We start from the raw sequence: 18,546 nt of genomic DNA, 5'->3' as shown, positions 1-18,546 counted from the left end.
GCCCCATTTTCTTGAGCGACAGTTCAACGTGCAACGTCTGGACCCAAAGCGCGTAACCGACATGACGAACCGCAAAATGGCGGCCAGAAGCTGTATTTTGCACCGACATTGGACCTCTACAACGGCGAGGTCTTTATCTATGAAACTTCGCAGCATCCGTTGTTCAGCATAGTCGGGAGGAGGCTAAACAAGCGATTGATCGACAGTCATCACACGGCCAAAGTTGCACTCAAACCCGGGCTGGCAGTATCTCGGCTAGGCCAGTTTCTTGCTCTCAAGTTGTCAATTCAATCGATTCGCGTCCCTGCAAGAGAAGGGGGGGCAATACAAAACCCTGCTCAAGGAGCCAAGCCATGGCTATGCCGCCTAGTGCTGTTCGCTCGACTCGGCAGTTCCTTCGCCAAGCACTTCTTTTCCGTTTTCGCGGATTCGATGCCTCTGCGTGTTGGCAACGACTAATGAAGCGACATATTGGCATTATCCCATTGCCAGCGTATGGGCTCACCCTCGCATGCTTAAGCGCACTTATTGCGCTTGAGAAGCTACCGAGCGAATTGCCGGTGCTCATCGCCGCGCTTGCAGTTGTCGGGTTCACCTGTTTTGAAATCGGCGCCCGGGTGCCTGTGCTGCGTCACATGGGTGGTCCGGTGATCGTGACACTATTATTACCCTCTTGTTTGACCCATCATCAATGGCTGCCAACAAGCTTGATTGTTTCAATCCGCGAGCTGTGGGCGGCAACGAATATCCTTTATCTATTCTGCATCCTCGTGATCGCGGGCTGCCTACTGGGCATGGATCGACAAGTATTGATCAGAGGCATTACGCGATTTTGCGTCCCCGTCGTAGCCGGTTCAGTGACTGCTGCATTGGCTGGCACCGCAACGGGCATTGCATTCGGCTTAAGTGCGCACAATACATTCTTTTTCATTGTTGTACCTATTATGGCCGGCGGAATCGGCGAAGGTGCGATTCCTCTTACCATCGGTTATGCCGCGTTATTACAGCAGCCACAAGGCCAATTGTTTGCGCAAGTGGTGCCGGCGATTGTACTAGGTAATTTAGGTGCCGTCGCTAGTGCCGCGATACTGCATCGAGTCAGCCGAAGTTGGCCCCAAGACACCCAGGTTTGGCTGAAGACGGCGGATAACCCGACACTGTTATGCCGTAAGTCTGTTCCCATTGAGCACATTGCAGCAGCCGCAACGATTGCCATTAGCTTGTATTTTGCTGGCCTGGTTACCCAACATTTTACGGGCTTGCCCGCACCGATCGGCATGCTAGGTTTCGCCGTTTTGATTAAGCTAATCGGTGCAGTACCCTCTCACCTTGAACATGGCGCGCACTGGAATTATCGTTTCTTCGCCTGCGCAGTGTCCTATCCATTGCTATGTGGCGTGGGCATCACATTGATGCCATGGGATGCAGTCATCGCCGCTCTGAGTCCCGTGCACTTTGTCACAGCACTTGTCACGGTGCTTGTACTGATGACAACCGGCTTTCTCGTTGGACGTTGGACGGGGCTACCGGCGATTGAAAGCGCGTTGATCAACGCATGTCATAGTGGCATGGGTAGTGTCGGGGACCTGGCGATTCTCACCGCAGCCAACCGTCTACCATTGATGCCGTTTGCGCAACTTGCCACTCGGATCGGTGGCGCGCTTACGGTGATGGTAGCGCTGTTATTATTAGGCCAATGTGTTTGATGCAAAATGAAAATGTTTTCTGCGTCAATTGCTTAACCAACGCCAGCCATGTTGTTGCCTTCGCATCGTAACAATAATCACGTCGCATGTCATTGTGGCCGTCATTCGGCTCCGGAATTATCCGCCTCGGGTTGGAAAAGCACGTTCCGTTTCAGGTAAAATTAAACGACCCGACGCCATTTTATCTGCACTCATCCGCCAAAGCCGACCCCGCTTGAAAGCAGGACACATCGCTTGACGATTCGATGATAAAAAATGCTTAGCTGATCGGCGCCGGTTTTCTTGGGATGTCCAACGTATCTGTTGCAGCGTAGCGTACCGTAGCAATAGGACATCGACATGTTGCTGCATCGGCCTGAAATGGCGTCAAGGTTGAATTCCTCTGCGCGAACGCTGTCGTAATCGGTCTATGCCTTTTCGAATCACTGCCATGCTCGTTCCTTTCCGCCCGCCGCTTTGCCAACCCGCCCGTCAGCTTGCCTGGGTCGCAACCGTATTCGTAGTGATGGTGGTCGCTTTGTCTGTCGCAGTGCGAGTAAGCGCAGCGCCCACCCCCGCTCCTAGCGCCGCTGCGTCACCGTCATCTGGCACGCCGGCCACGCCCGCGAGCAACGCCGTAGTCGCACTCACGCCGGAGCAGGCGCGTGCCGCTCTGCAAGTATTGAACGATCCTCGGCGCCGCGCGCAGTTCGAGGACACGCTGCGGGCGATCGCCGCGGCGGGTACGCTGGCAAGCCCGACCGTACCGCCGCCCCTTGCCGTCGCCGCGAGTGCGCCGCCGGCCGCCAGTGGTCCGGCTGGGTCGTTGGCCAAGGCACTCGACGCGGATGGACTGGTGACACAGTTATCGCGGCACATTGCACAATCCGCTTCCACTTTCGGGCAGCGCGTGCGCCTATCAAGCTCGGCTCTGCTCGACTTTCCGTCCGTGCGTCAATGGTGGGCGTGGCATTTATCTAGCCCACAGGGCAGGCATACGTTGCTAGGGCTGCTGGAACTACTGCTTGCCGCGCTGGTGCCGTCACTGATGCTAGAAATGCTGGTTCGACGGACGGTGCGGCGCTCACGCAGTGCGCTCGCGGCCCATCATGCCACACCGCATGAGCCACCTGCCCCATCGCGCCAAAGTGACCTCCGGCCCGGCGACGCAAGCGCGCCGCGAGCGTTTGCGTCGCATGCGGCACACCATTGGAGTCGCTTACAAGTGCTACCGCGCGCGCTGGTCCACTTGTTACTTGGCGCGGTGCCATTGACTGCGTTTGCGCTGTGTGCGTCCATGCTGCTGTCCGTGTTGGACGATTCCAACACTCAGGCAGCGAGCGCGGTGGGCGTGGTCGTTGACGCGTACGTGATTGGACGAGCGGTGTTACTCGCATGCGCATTCTTCTTTGCGCCCAACGCGCCACACCTGCGGCTACTTCCTTTGCAAGATCGCTGGGCGTCGTTTGCACAAGGCTGGATGACTCGGATAGTGGTCGTCGCAGGGGCCAGCGGAGCATTGGCGGGCGCAGCCGGCCGGCTCGGCATGACGCAGGAGGCGCAGTTGGCACTGGTCAAGCTGGTCGCGCTGGCGGTACACATCATGGCGGCGATCGCGATCCTACAATGCCGGGTACCCGTGGCGCGGGCAATCCGTGGTTATTTCACGAAACGGCCAGCGCTCGCGTACCTGGGCCACTGGCTGGCGGACATCTGGGCAGGCTCGACAGTATTCGTGATCCTCGCGCTGTGGCTGGTCTGGGCGCTCGACGTGCGCCACGGCTACGAGATGGTGTTGCACCTGGGCGGACTGTCACTCGCCGTGCTGCTCGCCGCACGCGTCGTTGCCATTGTTGTGTTCGGCGCGCTCGGACGCGTGTTTGGACAAGGCGTGGACGACAGCATTTCCAGCGTCGGACGTCGACGTGCGTACCGCTATTATCCGCTGCTGCGCAAAGTCTTGTCCGTAGTGATCGGCGTGGCAACTTTGTTGGTGCTGCTGTCGATATGGGGGCTACATGTCGGCACGTTTCTTGTCCACAATCCGATCGGCAACCGACTTGGCTCGGCGCTGGTGACGATCGCGATCGCGGCGCTGGTCGCCGTGTTGGTCTGGGAGATCGCAAACGTGGGAGCCGAGCGTCGGCTTGAGCGCTGGACGGCGGCTGGCGACGTGATCCGGGCGGCACGGCTGCGCACGCTATTGCCGATGCTGCGTACCACGCTGTTCATCGCGACCCTGATGATCGTCGGGCTCACCGCGCTGAGCCAAATTGGCGTCAACACGGGCCCCTTGCTGGCCGGCGCGAGCATCTTCGGCGTCGCGCTTGGATTCGGCTCGCAAAAGCTGGTGCAAGACTTCATCACCGGCATTTTCCTATTGATGGAAAACGCGATGCAGGTTGGCGACTGGGTGACGGTCGCCGGCGTATCGGGCTCTGTCGAGTATTTGTCTATCCGCACTGTTCGTTTGCGTGGCGGTGACGGCTCGTTGTACACGGTGCCATTCAGCTCTGTCACGACGGTCAACAACACCAATCGCGGCATCGGCAACGCCGCGGTAAAGGTGGTGATCGCAGCAGGAGCAGACGTCCAGTACGCGATCCAGACACTGGTCGATATCGGTGCCGAGTTGCGCAGCGATGACAAGTTCAAGGATGGTATTTTGTCCGACTTCAGCTTTTGGGGCGTCGACCAAATCGATGGCGCGAGCATTACGCTGGTCGGTCAGATCGCGTGCCGCGATACCCGTCGCTGGCCGGTTCAGCGTGAATTCAACCGGCGCGTGTTGGAGCGTTTCACGGAACGGGGCATCGAGTTGGCCAATCCACAGCGCAACTTCGTAATCGATGCGCGCGCGACGGCCCAGCAGCCGAGCGGGCCGGATGCGGGCACGTCACCGAACCGGTAGGATTCCGCTCGAAAGATGGACTGAACCGTAGACGCGAATCCCGGCGCGCCGATCAGGTGCCCGGCTTCGTGTGCCGCCGGCGCGCACTGCTTGGCCAGACGGCCGCGTCCGAATTGAACCGTTTTGTCGTATGGCTCGCGCTGCCAGCGCTGCTGTTCGACATCACCGCCCATTCGGACTGGTCGCAACTGGCCAATCTGGCGCTGGTCGTCACGTTCTCTGTTGTTTTACCGCCGCGCAGCCGCCGTGACGTCGCAGATGATCCTGCTGTCCACGGCTGGCTCCCTGGTGTCGCTATCGCTGTATTGGATGCGCGCACCGGGCGGCTGACTCGCCGCGCGCGATATGGGTCAATACAACTTCCGGGGCGGCAAAGAGCGGCGCATCTGCTTGCGCAATCTCGCCACGGCGGCTGCCTTCTTGCGCTTGCGCTCTGTGGTGGGCTTTTCATATGCCATACGGGCACGCAACTCTTTGATCAAGCCGGTGCTTTCGATCGAACGGCGGAAACGCCGGAGTGCAACCTCGACGGGCTCATTGGGCTTCGGGATAACAGTAGTCAAATCATTCCTTTGAGTTCAATGGGAAAAAAGCACCGCACGCCTGTGCGAAACCAAAGGCGCCGCATACTCGTGCGAAACATCAGCGAAAGCCAGTAGCGGCTGGCCCGCTCACATGCCGATCACCGACGCGCCGTCCACCTTGCCGTCGATGATGTCCTGCGCTCGCTGACAAGCGGCGCGTCGAGCCACGCCGAAATCGGCAAACACATGTTCCTGGTCTACCTTGAACACGCGGCCCGCGCCCGCGACGCCGTCTGTTCCCAGACGGCAGATGCGCACAGCAACATCATAACCTTCGGCATAGCGCGAGTGGCCGTCGAAACGGCTGAATTGGCGCGCGAAAACGAGCGGACGAAGCTCGAACCCCTTGTATAGAAGTCGCAGCGGTGTCGACATAGTCGCTCCTCAACAGGGGACGTCGGCCACTATACACGCAAATCACGGAGCAGGTCCCGATATTCTGATGCTCCGAGAATATCGGTGAGGCTACCCTCACATCAAGGCCGTTCTCAAGTGGAATTTCCAGCGCTTCGGGGTGACAGAATCGTCCTGGGGCCCGCACTGACGGGCGCACTCTGACGGCGTCCTCCACTGCAATATCCTCTGCAATACCAATACCCAGTGGGAAAACGCCTCATTATAATACCAGCGCCAAGCCTCGATTTGGCGCCTGGCGTCCTCAAGTGACAAGAACCCATGCGCGCTCAGGCATTTCTCTTGGAAGCGCCCGTTGAAAGACTCGTTCTTCACTTTATCGGTTGGCTTGCCGGGGCGAGAGAAGTCGATCCTTGACGCCGTTTTCATTCGTCCACTTGTCGAGCACCTTGGAGAGGAATTCGCTCCCATTGTCCGGCTTGATCAAGCGCGGTAATTTAAGAATCCCATTTTTGCAACCGACAAAGGATAAAGCCGTTGGCGACAAACAGCGAGTGCTGTGTCCATACCGGCGCGGCATGCCGGCAAATGGTTGCCGCTCATGGGTCGCGCGACCTCACCGGCGACTCATCAGACGCATGCCCGTCACCACCGTCAGAGCCGGGCGCTGCCGCCGCACAAGCGGCACCTTGAAGCGATCGCCGCGCTGCCTCCAGCATGCGCCATAACGTCGGGGAGGCGAGCTGTCGTCGATCGACGGCGGACACGACCAGGCCGGTGCCTTGGCACCAGAACGCAATACCGGCCGACGGAAAAGTGTCTTCTGCCGGCACGTGCGTCGATCCGGCGTCGGAATCCGCCGAGCCGGATTCATCGCATTTCATATCGCAATCGCGTAATCGAACTTCAGGTCCGTGGCGGCATGGCCGCCATGTAATCCCCAGTTGTCGAGCGGCTCTTCACGCAACAGGACTAGGATGCGGGATGGATCAATCTGGCGCGCCTGCGCAACCTCCGCGACAATGCGTTCGTAAAGTCGGCGCTTGACATCGAGCGAGCGTCCAGCGAACAACGTAATCTCGATCCCTAGATACTCGCCGGTGCCCGCCGGCGGATAAAAATCCTCTGGTTTGAACGTCTGGTATCTCGCTTGCAATTCGTTCGGGCTGACACCCAGTGTTTGTCGAAGTACGCTGAACAGCAAGTCGACGAGTCGAGCCTTCTCGTCCGCTGTGCGCGGCCGCTGCTCTTCGATTTTAATGAGGGGCATAATCAGTTTTCCTGAGCAATGATCAGTGGATTTTCCGTGAAACAGGCGTAGGCACGAGACTGCATCTCGGCAAGGCGGCTGACTGTCCTCGATAGATCATGCGCACCTTCGAGACCATTGAGCGCATCGCTGATCGCGATGTCCGATGCGATACAGACACCGCACTTGCGGTCGTACAGGATGTCGATCAACCACACCAGACGCTGCAATGTATCGGGATTTTCCAGTGCCGTCGCGTGGACGTTGTCGATGATGACCCATCGCCAGCGATCAGCCATCGCCAGGTAATCGACATGCGAACGCTGCGCCATACAAAGCGCGTCGAAATCCACCCACACCGTTGACTCACCTGCGGCGCTCACCGGCAACGGCCGACCAGCCAACTCCACAACGCCAGGTTGCAGCACAGCTTCGCCTTCTCGAGCGACGAAAATGGCGCGCAACGGCTCGCGAGCCAGCGCAAGCGGCGAAAAAAACCGGGGCTGCGCGGTATCCGCCTCACTGAACCGATAATCGCGCGGTCCATCGAAGTGCACGATCGTGAAATGACGCTTAATCATGTCGATCGTCGGTGCGAAACGCGCGTGGTATTCCCGGTTCGGCAGCAGATCGTCTGGCGCATAGTTCGATGTAAGCACGATACGCACGCCCTCGGCGACGGCGGTCGTCAGAAAGCGCCCAATGAGAAACGCATCGGCGATGTCATGCACATGAAATTCATCAAAGCACAGCAGATCGACGCCATGCAGCCAAGCCTTCGCGACGTCCGCGAGCCGATCGCTGCTGCGCGGTGCCTTCACCAACCTGCAGTGGATGTCCCGCAGAAACTCATGAAAATGAATCCGCCGCTTCGATCCTGGCGCGAGCTGAAAAACCGCATCGACGACCATGCTTTTGCCTCGTCCGGGTAGACCATAGCAATACACGCCATGTAACCGGTGCAGCGCACCCAACCAGCGCCGACCCGGTGTCACAAGTAGCATGCATAACGCTTCGATCGCCCGGCGCTGGCTTGCATCCGGCTCGATTCCGCTGCTGCGAAGCGAGGTTACGACCTGCGCGTCATCGAGCATGCGCGGCCTCCTCCCAGGGCGGCAGGAATGTCTCCAACAGCGGCCGCAAACTACGCGCGCGCGTAGACAACAGGCAGTCGAGCGCCGCATACTGGTCCTCTAAGCCCTTGTCCTGCGAAAGCTTGATGCGCGCCTCCTCATGCTCGACGTGCACGCGCAACGCGAGCACGCCCGGCGCGAACCGCGCCACCCGTTCATCATTCGCATCGAACTGCCATCGCGCATCGTCGGGCTGCAAGCGGGCCGCTGTCTCGCGCAGCACCTCGATCTTCTGCGCCAGATCGGTCACAACATGCACAGTGCCCACCAGATGGACGGCCACGTAGTTCCACGTCGGAAGCTGTCGTGTCACGTACGCTTCGGGCGGAATATAACTGTCGGGTCCGGTGAACACGATACGCGCACGCGTCGTGTTGGCACCACAGAACTGAGGATTTGCCGCATCAACGTGACCGAATAGATTGCGCGACTGGCGCTCGCGAAAAAGCGGGACATGGCTCGCGTGAGATAGCCCCGCGTCCGTACTGGCAATCAACGCCAGCGGAAAGCTGTCGATGATCGCGTCGATCCGCTCCGGATCAGTAAAGCGGAACGCATCATAATGAAACGAAACGGGTTGATTCGCTAGAGGTTCCATTTTTGTCCGTATCGTGGATGGCCGTAATGGCCGTGGCAGAAGGCGCGACGGTATTCGAGCCGGCACGTGCCGCGGGGCGCGACAGCTGCGCATAGAGCGACCGCGCAATGGCCTCGGAGCGCAACGCCAGCAGACTGAACGAACCAGAGTCCCCCATGCCGTGGGATGACTCGCATAGCCCGTTTAGATACAACGGTGCATCCGGCGCCACGGCACACGAGAAATGCACGCGGTAGTCGAACGACACGTCCAGGTGCCCGCGGCTTAAGTCGAGCAGCGGCGCCAGCTGCCGCAGCAGCGGTGGATAGGGCTCGTACCGTGGACCATCGCCAATGTCAAGAAAGCCCGTTGCCAGCACGACCAGGTCGAAGCAGTCGAGCGCATGCTCACCGCTCACCGAGTTGACGAGCGCCAGGCGAATCCCCTCTGCTGTGGCCGTCACCGCGTCGACGTACGTATTGGTCCGTATCGCCAGACCCTCGCGTCCCAATATCCGGTTCACGTAGCGCTTGACGTACAGCGCATCGAGTACGTCCTTGTCCGCCGAAGCATAATTGGTCGGCATCAGTTCCGCGCGCAGCCGATTGCGCGTTGCTTGATCCGCAAAAAAGAATGTTTTGACAAACTCAGGAAAATAAACTTCGTCGGAAAATGGGCTCGTGTCCTTCTGCCGGAATGCAAAGTTACGCGTGATACCGACAACCGAAGCACACGAGCCGGTACCGTACGCGTGCAGCAAAATCTCAACTGCGCTCTGGCTACCACCAATGACCGCGATTCGCGGCTTGCGGCCGCCGTCACACACCCGTCGCAGCGCAAAGAGATAGTCATTTAAGTGGACAATGCGCGGATCGTCCAAGCTGGCGAACTGCGCCGGCACGTTCGGCGTACGCCCCGGCGCGACGACGACCGAGCGGGCCCGCCATGCGCGGCCGGTGCAATCGCGCACCACATAGCCATCCAGCAGCCCAGAGCGCGCGTCGATGACCGGCTCGATGCTCGTCACGTCCACGCCATAGCTGACTTGATGCGCGAAGAAGCTGGCCACCCACTGCACGTACTGCGCATACTCGATCCGCAATGGAAACGATAACCCGAGGTTCAAGTGCTCGAATAATCGCCCGTTCTCAAACAGGAAATTGGTGAACGAATAGCGACTGCGTGGATTGCGCGGCGTGACTAGATCGCGCAGCGGATGGTTCTGAATGTCCGACTCCTCCAACAGCATGCCCTGCTGCCAGTAAGCCGCATCGTGCTTTTCGAGAAACAAAACGTCGAGGCCGTCGGTCAGCTCCTCGATCGCTACGGCAAGCGCAATGTTGGCGGGGCCAAAGCCGATTCCAATCACATCGTGAACGCAAGGTTCAAGCGCCGTGGCGGCGTCGTGTCCTGCTTTCATAAGGTCTCCGATACAGGATTGTGAGCGTTGCAGCTCACGCCAGCAGGGGCAAGCAACGGCGCATCCATCGCGCTGATCACCGTCGACAACGCTCGTTCGAGACGAGCGAGTATTTCGTCCGTTTCAGCCTCTGTAATGATCAGCGGCGGCAGCAGCCGTAGCACTGCACCGTGACGTCCTCCCGTCTCAATGATCAAGCCTTCGTCCAGACAAGCATGCTTGATGCGCCGCGCCAGTTCCCCCGCCGCTGGCGGTAATCCGCGCGCATCCGGCGGACCGTGCGGATCAACGATCTCGATGCCGAGCATCAGGCCGCGGCCACGCACATCGCCGATACACGCGTAGCGCCGCTGCAACGATTCGAGGCCGGCGCGCAGCCTAGCCCCACGCTCAGCTGCCTGCTGCGCGATGCCCTGCGAACGTAGAAATTCGAGCGTGGCTGCACCCGCGACCAGTGCGATTTGGTTGCCGCGAAACGTCCCCGCATGGGCACCAGGTCGCCAACCGTCGTAGCAGCGCCGATAGGCAAGCACGGACAGTGGAAAACCACCGCCCACTGCCTTAGACATGACGATCGCGTCTGGTATGATGCCAGCCACCTCATGCGCGAACATTGTGCCGGTACGACCGAAGCCGGTCTGCACCTCATCAATGACAAGCGGAATCTGATGACGCAGCGCCAGCTCAGATAATCCGGCCAACCAGCCGGCACTGGCCGGAATGCAGCCGCCCTCGCCCTGCACCGCTTCCAGCAGGATCAGCGCGGGCTTCGTGATGCCGCTCTCCGGATCCTCAAGAAGGTGGCGGATATACGTCAACGACAACGCATCGCTTTGTGCACCGCCCACGCCGAACGGGCATCGATAGGCATTCGGATAAGGCAAAAAATGCACTTCCGCCATCGCCCCGGCCACGCTTTCCTTCGGCCCCCGGTTGCCCATCAGACTCAACGCGCCCATCGTCATGCCGTGATACGCGCCATGAAATGCCAGTACCGACCGACGGCCCGTGACCGTCTTGAATAGCTTGATTGCCGCCTCGACCGCGTCCGAGCCGGTCGGCCCACAAAACTGAAGCTTGGCATCGTTGGCAAACTGCGGCGGCAATACGCGATATAACGCTTCAACAAATTCAATCTTCGCCGGCGTCGCGATGTCCAGTGCCTGTAGGAGATGGCCCGATGCGAGAAACTGGCTGACCCGTTCCATGACGTACGGGTGATTGTGTCCCAACGGCAGCGCGCCGGCGCACGCGAGGCAGTCCAAATACTGACGGCCTTCACTATCGTAGACTGTCGCAAGCTCTGCTCGCGTGAGGACGCGAGTGATCGAGCGCGCATACGTACGGGCATTGGACTCACGATGCTCGAGCATGGACAATGCGTCCAGCGTCTGCTTATGCATGATACGACTCCTTTGAACGCTCACTGCTGGCATGCTGCTGCGCGCCAGCAGATTGGCGCACACCGCAATCCGCTGTTGCAGCCTCACCTAGCGCACGCAACCAGCGTCGATACTCCACCGCGAGGCGGTCGCTGCGCACATGCATCTCTTCGCGCAAGTCCAGTGGCAGTCGATAGGGACGCTGCGATTCGACGATGTGGCGATCCTGTTCAAACACCCGGTCCTGGCGCTGGAGGATTTGTGCGTCGCTCAAGTTTTCACCGAAGTTAATCGCCACAATAAGCTGTATCACGCACTCGTCCTCATCAACGGGCGTCGCATTCAAAAACGTGCAAAAGCGTTCAGTCACACCGGTCTTCTTCGAGAAATAGGCGGTCGTGGGCCGAAAAGCGTGATAGGTATAACGAGCGGTAACCGGGATCCCACGGTGATCGCCATACGGCTGAAATACCTCGATTTCCGATGTTTCAAGACCGTTTTTCGTCATTTTCACTTCGTAGTCCTCAATTTTATCGGGACAATTTGGATCGCCGTTCAGATTCGCATGCACGAATGGAAAATGCGAAGCATCGAGGAAGTTCTCTACTGAGCGCAATGCGTTGGCCCGATAGCGGTAAGGTCCCGCATACACCTTGCGGAAGCTCGCGTCATCCCATTCGGGGAACGGCGGCACGTCGATCACCGGTTGTCCGACACAGACCCAGACTAGTCCGTAGCGCTCAGTGACACGGTACACGCGGACAAGCCGCTGCGCGGGCGGCGTTTGGCCCGGATGCGCAGGTACTTTCGTGCATTGTCCCGACGACGCATAACGCCATCCATGATAAGGGCACTCAATTTCCCCATCGCGCACACAACCCAGCGAAAGCCGCGCGCCGCGGTGGCCGCAATAATCGAGCCACGCGTTGATGCCGGCATGGTCCCGCCACAGCACCAAGTCCTCACCCAGCAAGCGCACAGCGAGCGGCATATCGCGTGCCACATCGTCCGAGCGGGCGACCACGTGCCATTGGTCGCGCAGTGCCCGGTAGTCGAGTGCATCCCGGTCCCACTTTCCAGAATAGATCATTATTCGCCTCATCACGCAAACGGGTGGACTTCACGCTGGCCGTCAAACTGCCACGACGGATCGTGCCAGCCATCGAGGTCGTAATCGGCAAGACACTGCTCGACGAGCGACTTACATTGGTCGATCGCGCCACATGCGGTGGAATGGTTCAGCATGTCTAGCCGTACCTGCTCATGGTTACCCGCATAGTTGTACTCGTAAAGCTCATGCCGGCCGCCAAACTCGCTGCCGATCGCGTCCCACAGCAACTTCACAAGCTTGAGCCGCTCCTGTGCGCTCGAATCGGTACCTTGAAAGTACGTATCGATGAGCCCACGCAATTCTGGATTGCGCATGTCCGCGAAACTGGCCACCTGCATGATTAGCGAGCCACCGAGAATCGTGTCGAAAATCGGCTTGATGTGGGTCATCACCTGCGCGCCGAAGTGCCGCACTGTCGCCGCCGCTTCGAGCCGCGGTACGACAGAACCGTCGCTGCGCTTTTGCGGCGCCATGCACATCGCTTCGGTCATCGCCCACATCGCGTTGCGCCAGCCGACTACATCGGCCACCTTCGTGCGCACGCCCCTGAATTCGTAGCTGCCGTTCGATTCGAGCAGCTTAATCAACGCGCCGCATAGGAAATCTAATTTGACCGCGAGCCGCGTGCCGGATTGCAACGGATAACGATTCAGGAATCCCGAGGCCGAATAGAAACTGCGCGCCTTCGGTATGTCCCGGTAGATCAACACGTTTTCCCATGGCACGAACACGCCATCGAAAATCAGCACCGAGTCATTCTCGTCAAAACGGCTGGACAACGGATTGTCAAACGGACTTAACGACGAAGCTTCGTATGAGCGCCGACAAACAATCTTCAAGTTTGGCGTGCCCATTGGCAAAATGAAGCACAGCGCAAAATCCTCCTCCCGACCCTGCTGGTACTGCGTTGCACTGTTCTGTGCTACGAACGTGGCATTCGATATCGCCGCACTAGTCGCCACCATCTTGGCGCCACGCACGACAATACCGTCGTCACGCTCTTTTTCCACATGCAGATAGACATCACGCATGCTGTCAATCGCCTTGGCCCGGCCCACCGGTGGATTCACCAGGACATGATTCATAAACAGCACCTTGCGCGCCGTCTCGTGATACCAGCGGATCGCATTATCGCGGAACGGATCATAGAAGTCAGGATCGGACAGCAACGTTGCGGTAAAGCCCGCCTTATAGTCGGGCGTGCGCCCCATGAAGCCATATGACAGCCGCGACCAGTGTGCGATTGCGGCGCGGGCCCGCAGCAAGTCGTCGGCCGAACGCGCTGGGGTGAAATAGCGATGCGTGCGATAACCGGCCGGATCCAGTGTCGTCATGGTGTCTCGGAACGCCGGTGCATGCAGCGCATCGTATAACCGAGCGATTGATCTCGCACTATTGCGAAACGCCACGTGCTGCGTGACGGATCGAACCTTTTCACCATAGATGAACACTTCACGGCCGTCGTCGAGACTGGCAAGATACTCGTCAGCCGTCAACATTTCGTCCTTCTCTGCGGCTTTCAACTTCAATGCCGCGGATGTGCTTTGAGTCATGAATACTCCTGGTAACGTTGAGTCTAACCGCGACTGCCTACAGCGCTATGGAACCGCCCGATCCGGCCGGGTATAGCCTATGAAATTGACGAAAAATACCGCACCAGCAAAAACACGCCGGATACAAGAATGACGCTATTCACCAGCTTGACGAATTGCTCACGCGAGAGCTTCAGCGTGATGCGGCGTCCCATCCACACGCCAGCCAGCATGCCTGGCGCGAGCAGCACCGCGAGCAGCAGCAGGCTGCGGTTGGCGTAGACGCCGGCCACCAGAAACATCACCAGCCTGGTGAGCGTCGACAATCCAATCAGCGTGGTTTGCGTGATGCGGATATGCTCCTTGTTTTCAAGCCTGCCCTGCAGGTAAATCGCATAAATAAAACCGCCACTACCAAATAACGCGCTGAAGATGCCACCCACAAGGCCGAAAGGCACCGACGACCATGAACTCAATTGGGTCATTGGCCGATAGCCACTTAGCGAGTATGCCGCGTAACCGATCACAAAAATCCCAAGTAGCAACAACAGCAAATCCGGTTTCGTCGCCAACAAAATCACCGCACCCATTCCGCTGCCGGCAACCATCAAAGGAACCAGTCGCTTCAATTCGCCAAGCTCGGCTTTTCTGCCGTCTCGCACCACATTCGTGGTGGCCGCACAAAAATCCAGCAATGCGAGCAGCGGGACGATGTGCGATACCGGTATGAACTGAGCCAACAGCGGACTGGCCACCAGTGCCGTGCCAAATCCAGTCATGCCAAACACGACGTACGCTAATGCGATCCCTAACCATACGATGAACACATGCGTTACAGTCAGATCGAATATCAATTGCGGCCCCTTGATTTATTGCTATTTTGGTGTTATCCACCAGTCACTAGAAATAGGGGAAAACCACAGAATATGTTATGTCCCTTATTTATCAGCCCATTTATTTAGCCTAACCGCCAAATCCGCAGGCAATATATCGCGCTAAATTTGGGCCAACCAATATAATTTTGGCAAAGTGCTATCTCAATGAGGCATGGAGCATGATGTCGCTACGGCAACTGCGTTACTTTGTGGAAATTGTCGAGGCGGGCAGCTACAGTCTTGCCGCCGAGCGGCTTTTCATCGCGCAATCCGCATTGAGCAGGCAGATCAAGGAGCTAGAGGCAACGGCACAAGTGCAGTTACTCGTGCGCGGTGCGCGCCGGGTTGAACTGACCCGGGCTGGGAAGGCGCTGTATGATGGCGCCAAGCGTCTACTGTTCAACCTCAATGAAACGCTTGTGCAGACGCGTCATGCGAATCGTGGCGAGCAAGGCATCATCCGCCTGGTTCATTCAAGCTCGGTGCCATTTGCTGGACCCTTGCTGGAACGCGTTCGATGCTATCTTGACGCCAACGAGCACGTTTCAGCGCAGGTGTCCCAAATGCCGTCCGAGGAGCAGATGGCGAGTATCGAGCAAGGCGTGAACGATGTCGGCTTTGTACGACTGCCCGTTCACCTGGAATATCCCGGTGTGCGTGCTGACGAGCTTTATTCGGAGCCACTGATGCTTGCCGTCAGTGCCACGCATCCGCTTGCGGGACGCGAAGCAGTCTCGATTGCCGAGCTACGCGAGGAGCCGTTCGTGTCACTGCCGCATCACGAACGAGGCGGGCTCAGTTTTCGTGTCGCGGAATTGTGCATGAAAAACGGCTATTTTCCGCGTTCGGCTCGCGTAACGTCACGCAAGACCACGCAACTGAGTCTGATCGAAGCGGGTTTCGGCGTATCACTGGTTGCGGAAAGCATGCGCTTGATCGCGCCGGCAGGCGTGCGCTTCATTCGGCTGGCCGGCACCGGCAATACCACTGCCGTTGCGATGCTGTATCGGAGCAATGCATCCGCACTCGTCCAAGCGTTCGTGGCGGCAACCATGGGGAAAAACTGAGTACGGTCATCGCCGGCGCGGTCCACGCCCATGGCGTGGCACTGCCCGCTTGGCGTCATCCGGCCCCCCGCAGCAACGCGAACCGTTTGAGCTTGCCGTTTCCGGTGCGCGGCAACGCATCGATAAGTAAGCCTCAAGGCTAGTCGTGTGCGCAAGGACTGCCGGGCGTCGCACTCATCCGTCAGATGGGCGCCCGCCAGCAAGCAAGCGAAGTGTGCCGGCGACCGTGGCGCAATCGACGCTCACGCCGCCACGCTGGTTGCACGCGCAACTTTGACGTAGCCGCTTCCCGCACCGATCCCGACTCGCGGCGGCCCATCCCCCAGCAAGAGCACGGGTATTGACTCACGTCAATACAGGGTGTGAACGTGCGTTCGACAATATGCATGGCCCACCCACAACATTGCACAAGAGGACTACACCATGAACGCATTTTATCGTATCGCAGCCGGCCTGCTGCTCGCGGCGCCCGTTGTATTCGCGGCGCCCGTCCATGCCGAGCAGGGTGATATCCTGGCCCGCTTGCGCGCTATCAGCATTCAACCCGACGTGTCGGCCGGTGGCACACTCGGCCAACTTGGCACCGGGATCAACAATGCGATCGTTCCGGAACTCGATTTTACGTACATGGCGACACGCAACATCGGCATCGAGTTGATCCTTGGGACATCGCGGCACCAGGTCACGTCCAACATCGGCGCATTGGGTGGTGTCAACGTGCTGCCGCCTACGTTGTTGTTGCAATATCACTTCAATCCAGCCGGCACGATCCGCCCGTATGTGGGTGCCGGGTTGAACTACACCTATTTCTATAATGATGGGCTGCATGCGGGCGACACGCCGGTGTCAATCAAGCATTCCAGTTTCGGCCCGGCGCTGCAGGCTGGCGTGGACGTGCAAGTGACCAAGCGCGTCTTCGTCAACGCCGATATCAAGAAGATCTGGATGCGCACCAGCGCATCGATCGGCGACACGCAGCTTGGCTCATTGAAGATCGACCCGCTGGTGGCGGGCATCGGCGTCGGGATGCGCTTCTGATACGCTCGCGCCACGCGCAGCCGGCGTTCGCGCCGAGCGTGTGCTGCCAGCCTGTCGTGCGGTGGCCCGCAGCACAACCGCCGATCGACGCGGCTTCCCGGCTGACCAGGCCGCCAAGAACGCATACCAGCTTGGAGCGCTTTGATGGCTTTCCGGCGCGAAGGCTTACAGCAACAAGCAGACGTTTACACCGCCAGCGTGATCGCGTCCATCGTGCGGCCCACCTGGCGGCCAACTCGGTCTCGCTGTATCGACTCACGCGCGACTATGGGTTGCGGACCGACGTCGCCGGCTAGCCGAGCCCGCTCGGCGTCATTTCCGGCAGGGTCAGTTTCGGTTGGCTCGTCATCAATTGGCTCAGCACCGATTGCCCCGGCGCGCAATCACGGGGTGGCAACCAGTTGCCGCGGGCCGCATGCCATTCTTGGTATGCGCGCTCGACCCGACGCAAGTCGGCCTCCCGCCCGCTCGCATGCATCTCGTCCAATTCCGGCACGTCCAGTGCGAACGCCTCGCAGTATGGATAGTCGCGCACGCGTAGCGCCGGTGCAATCGTCGTGAAATACGCAGTACTTGGCACGCCAAAGCCTGCCGCCACGTGTACCGCGGCCGTGTCGGACGTCACCACGTGGCGGGCATGGGCGATCCAACTTAGAAAGCTCGCGGTATCGGGCGACAGTGCGGCAATATCCGTATAGTGATCGTGCTCCAGCGTGCCGAAGCCCAGCACCGGCAAGCCAAAGGTGCGCCACATCTCATCGACGATCGACACGCGCACGGCGGCCGGGATACTGCGCACCGGCGTGCTCGCCTCCGAACAAAGCAACGTGTAGCCACGCGCACGCCACGCCCCGCCGGGAGCTGGTAATGTTAGTGTGGTGAGCCATTCGTTCGCCTTGTACCGCGCGGGCACGGTGTGGGGCGCCATGCCGAGCGCGCACAGGAAAAAATCGATCATTGGTAGGGTCGCGAAGCCCGGCCAGAAAAGATGGTTGCCAACGTCGATGGCAAGCTCGGTTGCCGGAATCGAGTCGAGCGGCACCGGCAAGTCGATCATGCCGCCGAAGCGGGGTGCCGCCAATGCATACAGTTGCTTCACGTAATCCGGCGCATGGGCGGGCCGATAGATCGTCACCGACAACGACGGATGCAGACGTCGGATTGCATCTAGCGCGCTCAAACCAATAATCGAGTCGCCGAGCGTGACGCCCATGCCATTGATCAGATGCAAATGCGTTTGCTGGCGATAGTCAATCGTGAAGGGCGCCGCATTCGCATTGCGGATCCAGCTCACCGTCGACAACGGCCGATAGCCATGCGCCCGTTTGCCGGTCACCTCTAGGTCATACGGAGCCACCACGTGGGCGTGTGGCGACAGCAGCGAGCCGGGGCTTGACAGTGCGGACACCTCGTCAAGCATGGTCATGGCGTGCCGGTCTGAACAACGATTTCCCTGCCTTGTTTTCCTGCTTACGAGCGCGGCAGCTTCTTACTCTCTGCGCCTGCGCCCAACAACAATCCCAACGTCGCTTCCAATACTACAGGCACATGATATGTACATAGAGGACGAAATCAAGCCTTATTCCAGCGGCGCACGCCTGCTAACGCAGGCCGCTTTCACACGCGGC

15 protein-coding genes and 2 pseudogenes are annotated in these 18,546 nt (G+C 59.2%); 5 read left to right on the top strand and 12 right to left on the bottom strand.

Translation table 11 applies throughout. From position 1 onward, the window contains the following. The first annotated feature begins 458 nt into the window (after window positions 1-458). The 3 genes and pseudogenes from KPG66_RS15115 to KPG66_RS15105 form a co-directional block, all read left to right on the top strand. On the top strand, window positions 459-1,706 hold the full coding sequence (locus tag KPG66_RS15115) for a 2-hydroxycarboxylate transporter family protein (protein ID WP_237071328.1): 1,248 nt from the start codon (window positions 459-461) through the stop codon (window positions 1,704-1,706). 430 nt (window positions 1,707-2,136) lie between these two features. Beyond that, window positions 2,137-4,596, top strand: coding sequence for a mechanosensitive ion channel family protein (locus KPG66_RS15110; protein WP_237071327.1), 2,460 nt, complete (start codon window positions 2,137-2,139; stop codon window positions 4,594-4,596). A 20-nt stretch (window positions 4,597-4,616) separates the two neighbouring features. Then, a pseudogene (locus KPG66_RS15105) lies at window positions 4,617-4,820 on the top strand (hypothetical protein); the annotation flags it as partial. Window positions 4,821-4,946: 126 nt separating this feature from the next. On the opposite strand, the gene rpsU reads toward KPG66_RS15105, so the two are convergent. The 11 genes and pseudogenes from rpsU to KPG66_RS15050 all read right to left on the bottom strand — a co-directional run bounded on the left by rpsU (window position 4,947) and on the right by KPG66_RS15050 (window position 14,792). Then, window positions 4,947-5,159, bottom strand: coding sequence for a 30S ribosomal protein S21 (gene rpsU / locus KPG66_RS15100; RefSeq protein ID WP_013428507.1), 213 nt, complete (start codon window positions 5,157-5,159; stop codon window positions 4,947-4,949). A gap of 108 nt (window positions 5,160-5,267) precedes the next feature. Continuing rightward, on the bottom strand, window positions 5,268-5,555 hold the full coding sequence (locus KPG66_RS15095) for a hypothetical protein (protein WP_013428506.1): 288 nt from the start codon (window positions 5,553-5,555) through the stop codon (window positions 5,268-5,270). Window positions 5,556-5,651: 96 nt separating this feature from the next. After that, window positions 5,652-6,030: pseudogene (locus tag KPG66_RS15090) on the bottom strand (transposase family protein); the annotation flags it as partial. A gap of 384 nt (window positions 6,031-6,414) precedes the next feature. Further along, window positions 6,415-6,804, bottom strand: coding sequence for a tautomerase family protein (locus tag KPG66_RS15085; protein WP_237071326.1), 390 nt, complete (start codon window positions 6,802-6,804; stop codon window positions 6,415-6,417). A gap of 2 nt (window positions 6,805-6,806) precedes the next feature. Continuing rightward, complete coding sequence (gene zapE / locus KPG66_RS15080) at window positions 6,807-7,877, bottom strand: cell division protein ZapE (protein WP_237071325.1); 1,071 nt, start codon at window positions 7,875-7,877, stop codon at window positions 6,807-6,809. Then, window positions 7,867-8,514 carry an FMN-binding negative transcriptional regulator gene (locus KPG66_RS15075; RefSeq protein ID WP_083813560.1) on the bottom strand — a complete coding sequence of 216 codons (648 nt, stop codon included), beginning with the start codon at window positions 8,512-8,514 and terminating at the stop codon, window positions 7,867-7,869. Before KPG66_RS15075 ends, zapE begins: the two co-directional genes overlap by 11 nt. Continuing rightward, window positions 8,474-9,913 carry a SidA/IucD/PvdA family monooxygenase gene (locus tag KPG66_RS15070; protein WP_237071324.1) on the bottom strand — a complete coding sequence of 480 codons (1,440 nt, stop codon included), beginning with the start codon at window positions 9,911-9,913 and terminating at the stop codon, window positions 8,474-8,476. The genes KPG66_RS15075 and KPG66_RS15070 overlap by 41 nt, the downstream gene beginning before the upstream one ends. Continuing rightward, window positions 9,910-11,316, bottom strand: a complete 1,407-nt coding sequence (locus tag KPG66_RS15065) for a diaminobutyrate--2-oxoglutarate transaminase family protein (protein WP_237071323.1) — start codon at window positions 11,314-11,316, stop codon at window positions 9,910-9,912. Before KPG66_RS15065 ends, KPG66_RS15070 begins: the two co-directional genes overlap by 4 nt. Further along, on the bottom strand, window positions 11,309-12,385 hold the full coding sequence (locus KPG66_RS15060) for an aromatic ring-hydroxylating dioxygenase subunit alpha (RefSeq protein ID WP_237071322.1): 1,077 nt from the start codon (window positions 12,383-12,385) through the stop codon (window positions 11,309-11,311). The genes KPG66_RS15065 and KPG66_RS15060 overlap by 8 nt, the downstream gene beginning before the upstream one ends. A gap of 11 nt (window positions 12,386-12,396) precedes the next feature. Continuing rightward, window positions 12,397-13,959, bottom strand: a complete 1,563-nt coding sequence (locus KPG66_RS15055; protein ID WP_237071321.1) for a 4-hydroxyphenylacetate 3-hydroxylase family protein — start codon at window positions 13,957-13,959, stop codon at window positions 12,397-12,399. A 77-nt stretch (window positions 13,960-14,036) separates the two neighbouring features. Beyond that, window positions 14,037-14,792: a sulfite exporter TauE/SafE family protein gene (locus tag KPG66_RS15050; RefSeq protein WP_013428495.1), complete on the bottom strand. Its 756-nt coding sequence runs from the start codon at window positions 14,790-14,792 to the stop codon at window positions 14,037-14,039. Between the two features lie 200 nt (window positions 14,793-14,992). On the opposite strand from KPG66_RS15050, the gene KPG66_RS15045 reads away from it, so the two are divergent. Both KPG66_RS15045 and KPG66_RS15040 read left to right on the top strand, forming a co-directional pair. Then, window positions 14,993-15,880 (top strand): LysR substrate-binding domain-containing protein, encoded by an 888-nt coding sequence (locus tag KPG66_RS15045; protein ID WP_041754700.1) that lies wholly within the window; start codon window positions 14,993-14,995, stop codon window positions 15,878-15,880. Between the two features lie 423 nt (window positions 15,881-16,303). Next, the gene (locus KPG66_RS15040) at window positions 16,304-16,918 is read left to right on the top strand and encodes an OmpW/AlkL family protein (protein WP_237071320.1); all 615 of its coding nucleotides are present in this window, start codon (window positions 16,304-16,306) and stop codon (window positions 16,916-16,918) included. Window positions 16,919-17,210: 292 nt separating this feature from the next. Here KPG66_RS15040 and KPG66_RS15035 read toward each other — a convergent pair whose 3' ends face one another. Beyond that, window positions 17,211-18,344, bottom strand: coding sequence for a hypothetical protein (locus KPG66_RS15035; protein ID WP_013428491.1), 1,134 nt, complete (start codon window positions 18,342-18,344; stop codon window positions 17,211-17,213). Between the last annotated feature and the right edge of the window lie 202 nt (window positions 18,345-18,546).

The sequence above is a fragment of the Mycetohabitans sp. B2 genome (assembly GCF_021733735.1).
Lineage (GTDB): Bacteria > Pseudomonadota > Gammaproteobacteria > Burkholderiales > Burkholderiaceae > Mycetohabitans > Mycetohabitans rhizoxinica.
This window is presented reverse-complemented; position numbering and strand designations above follow the sequence as displayed.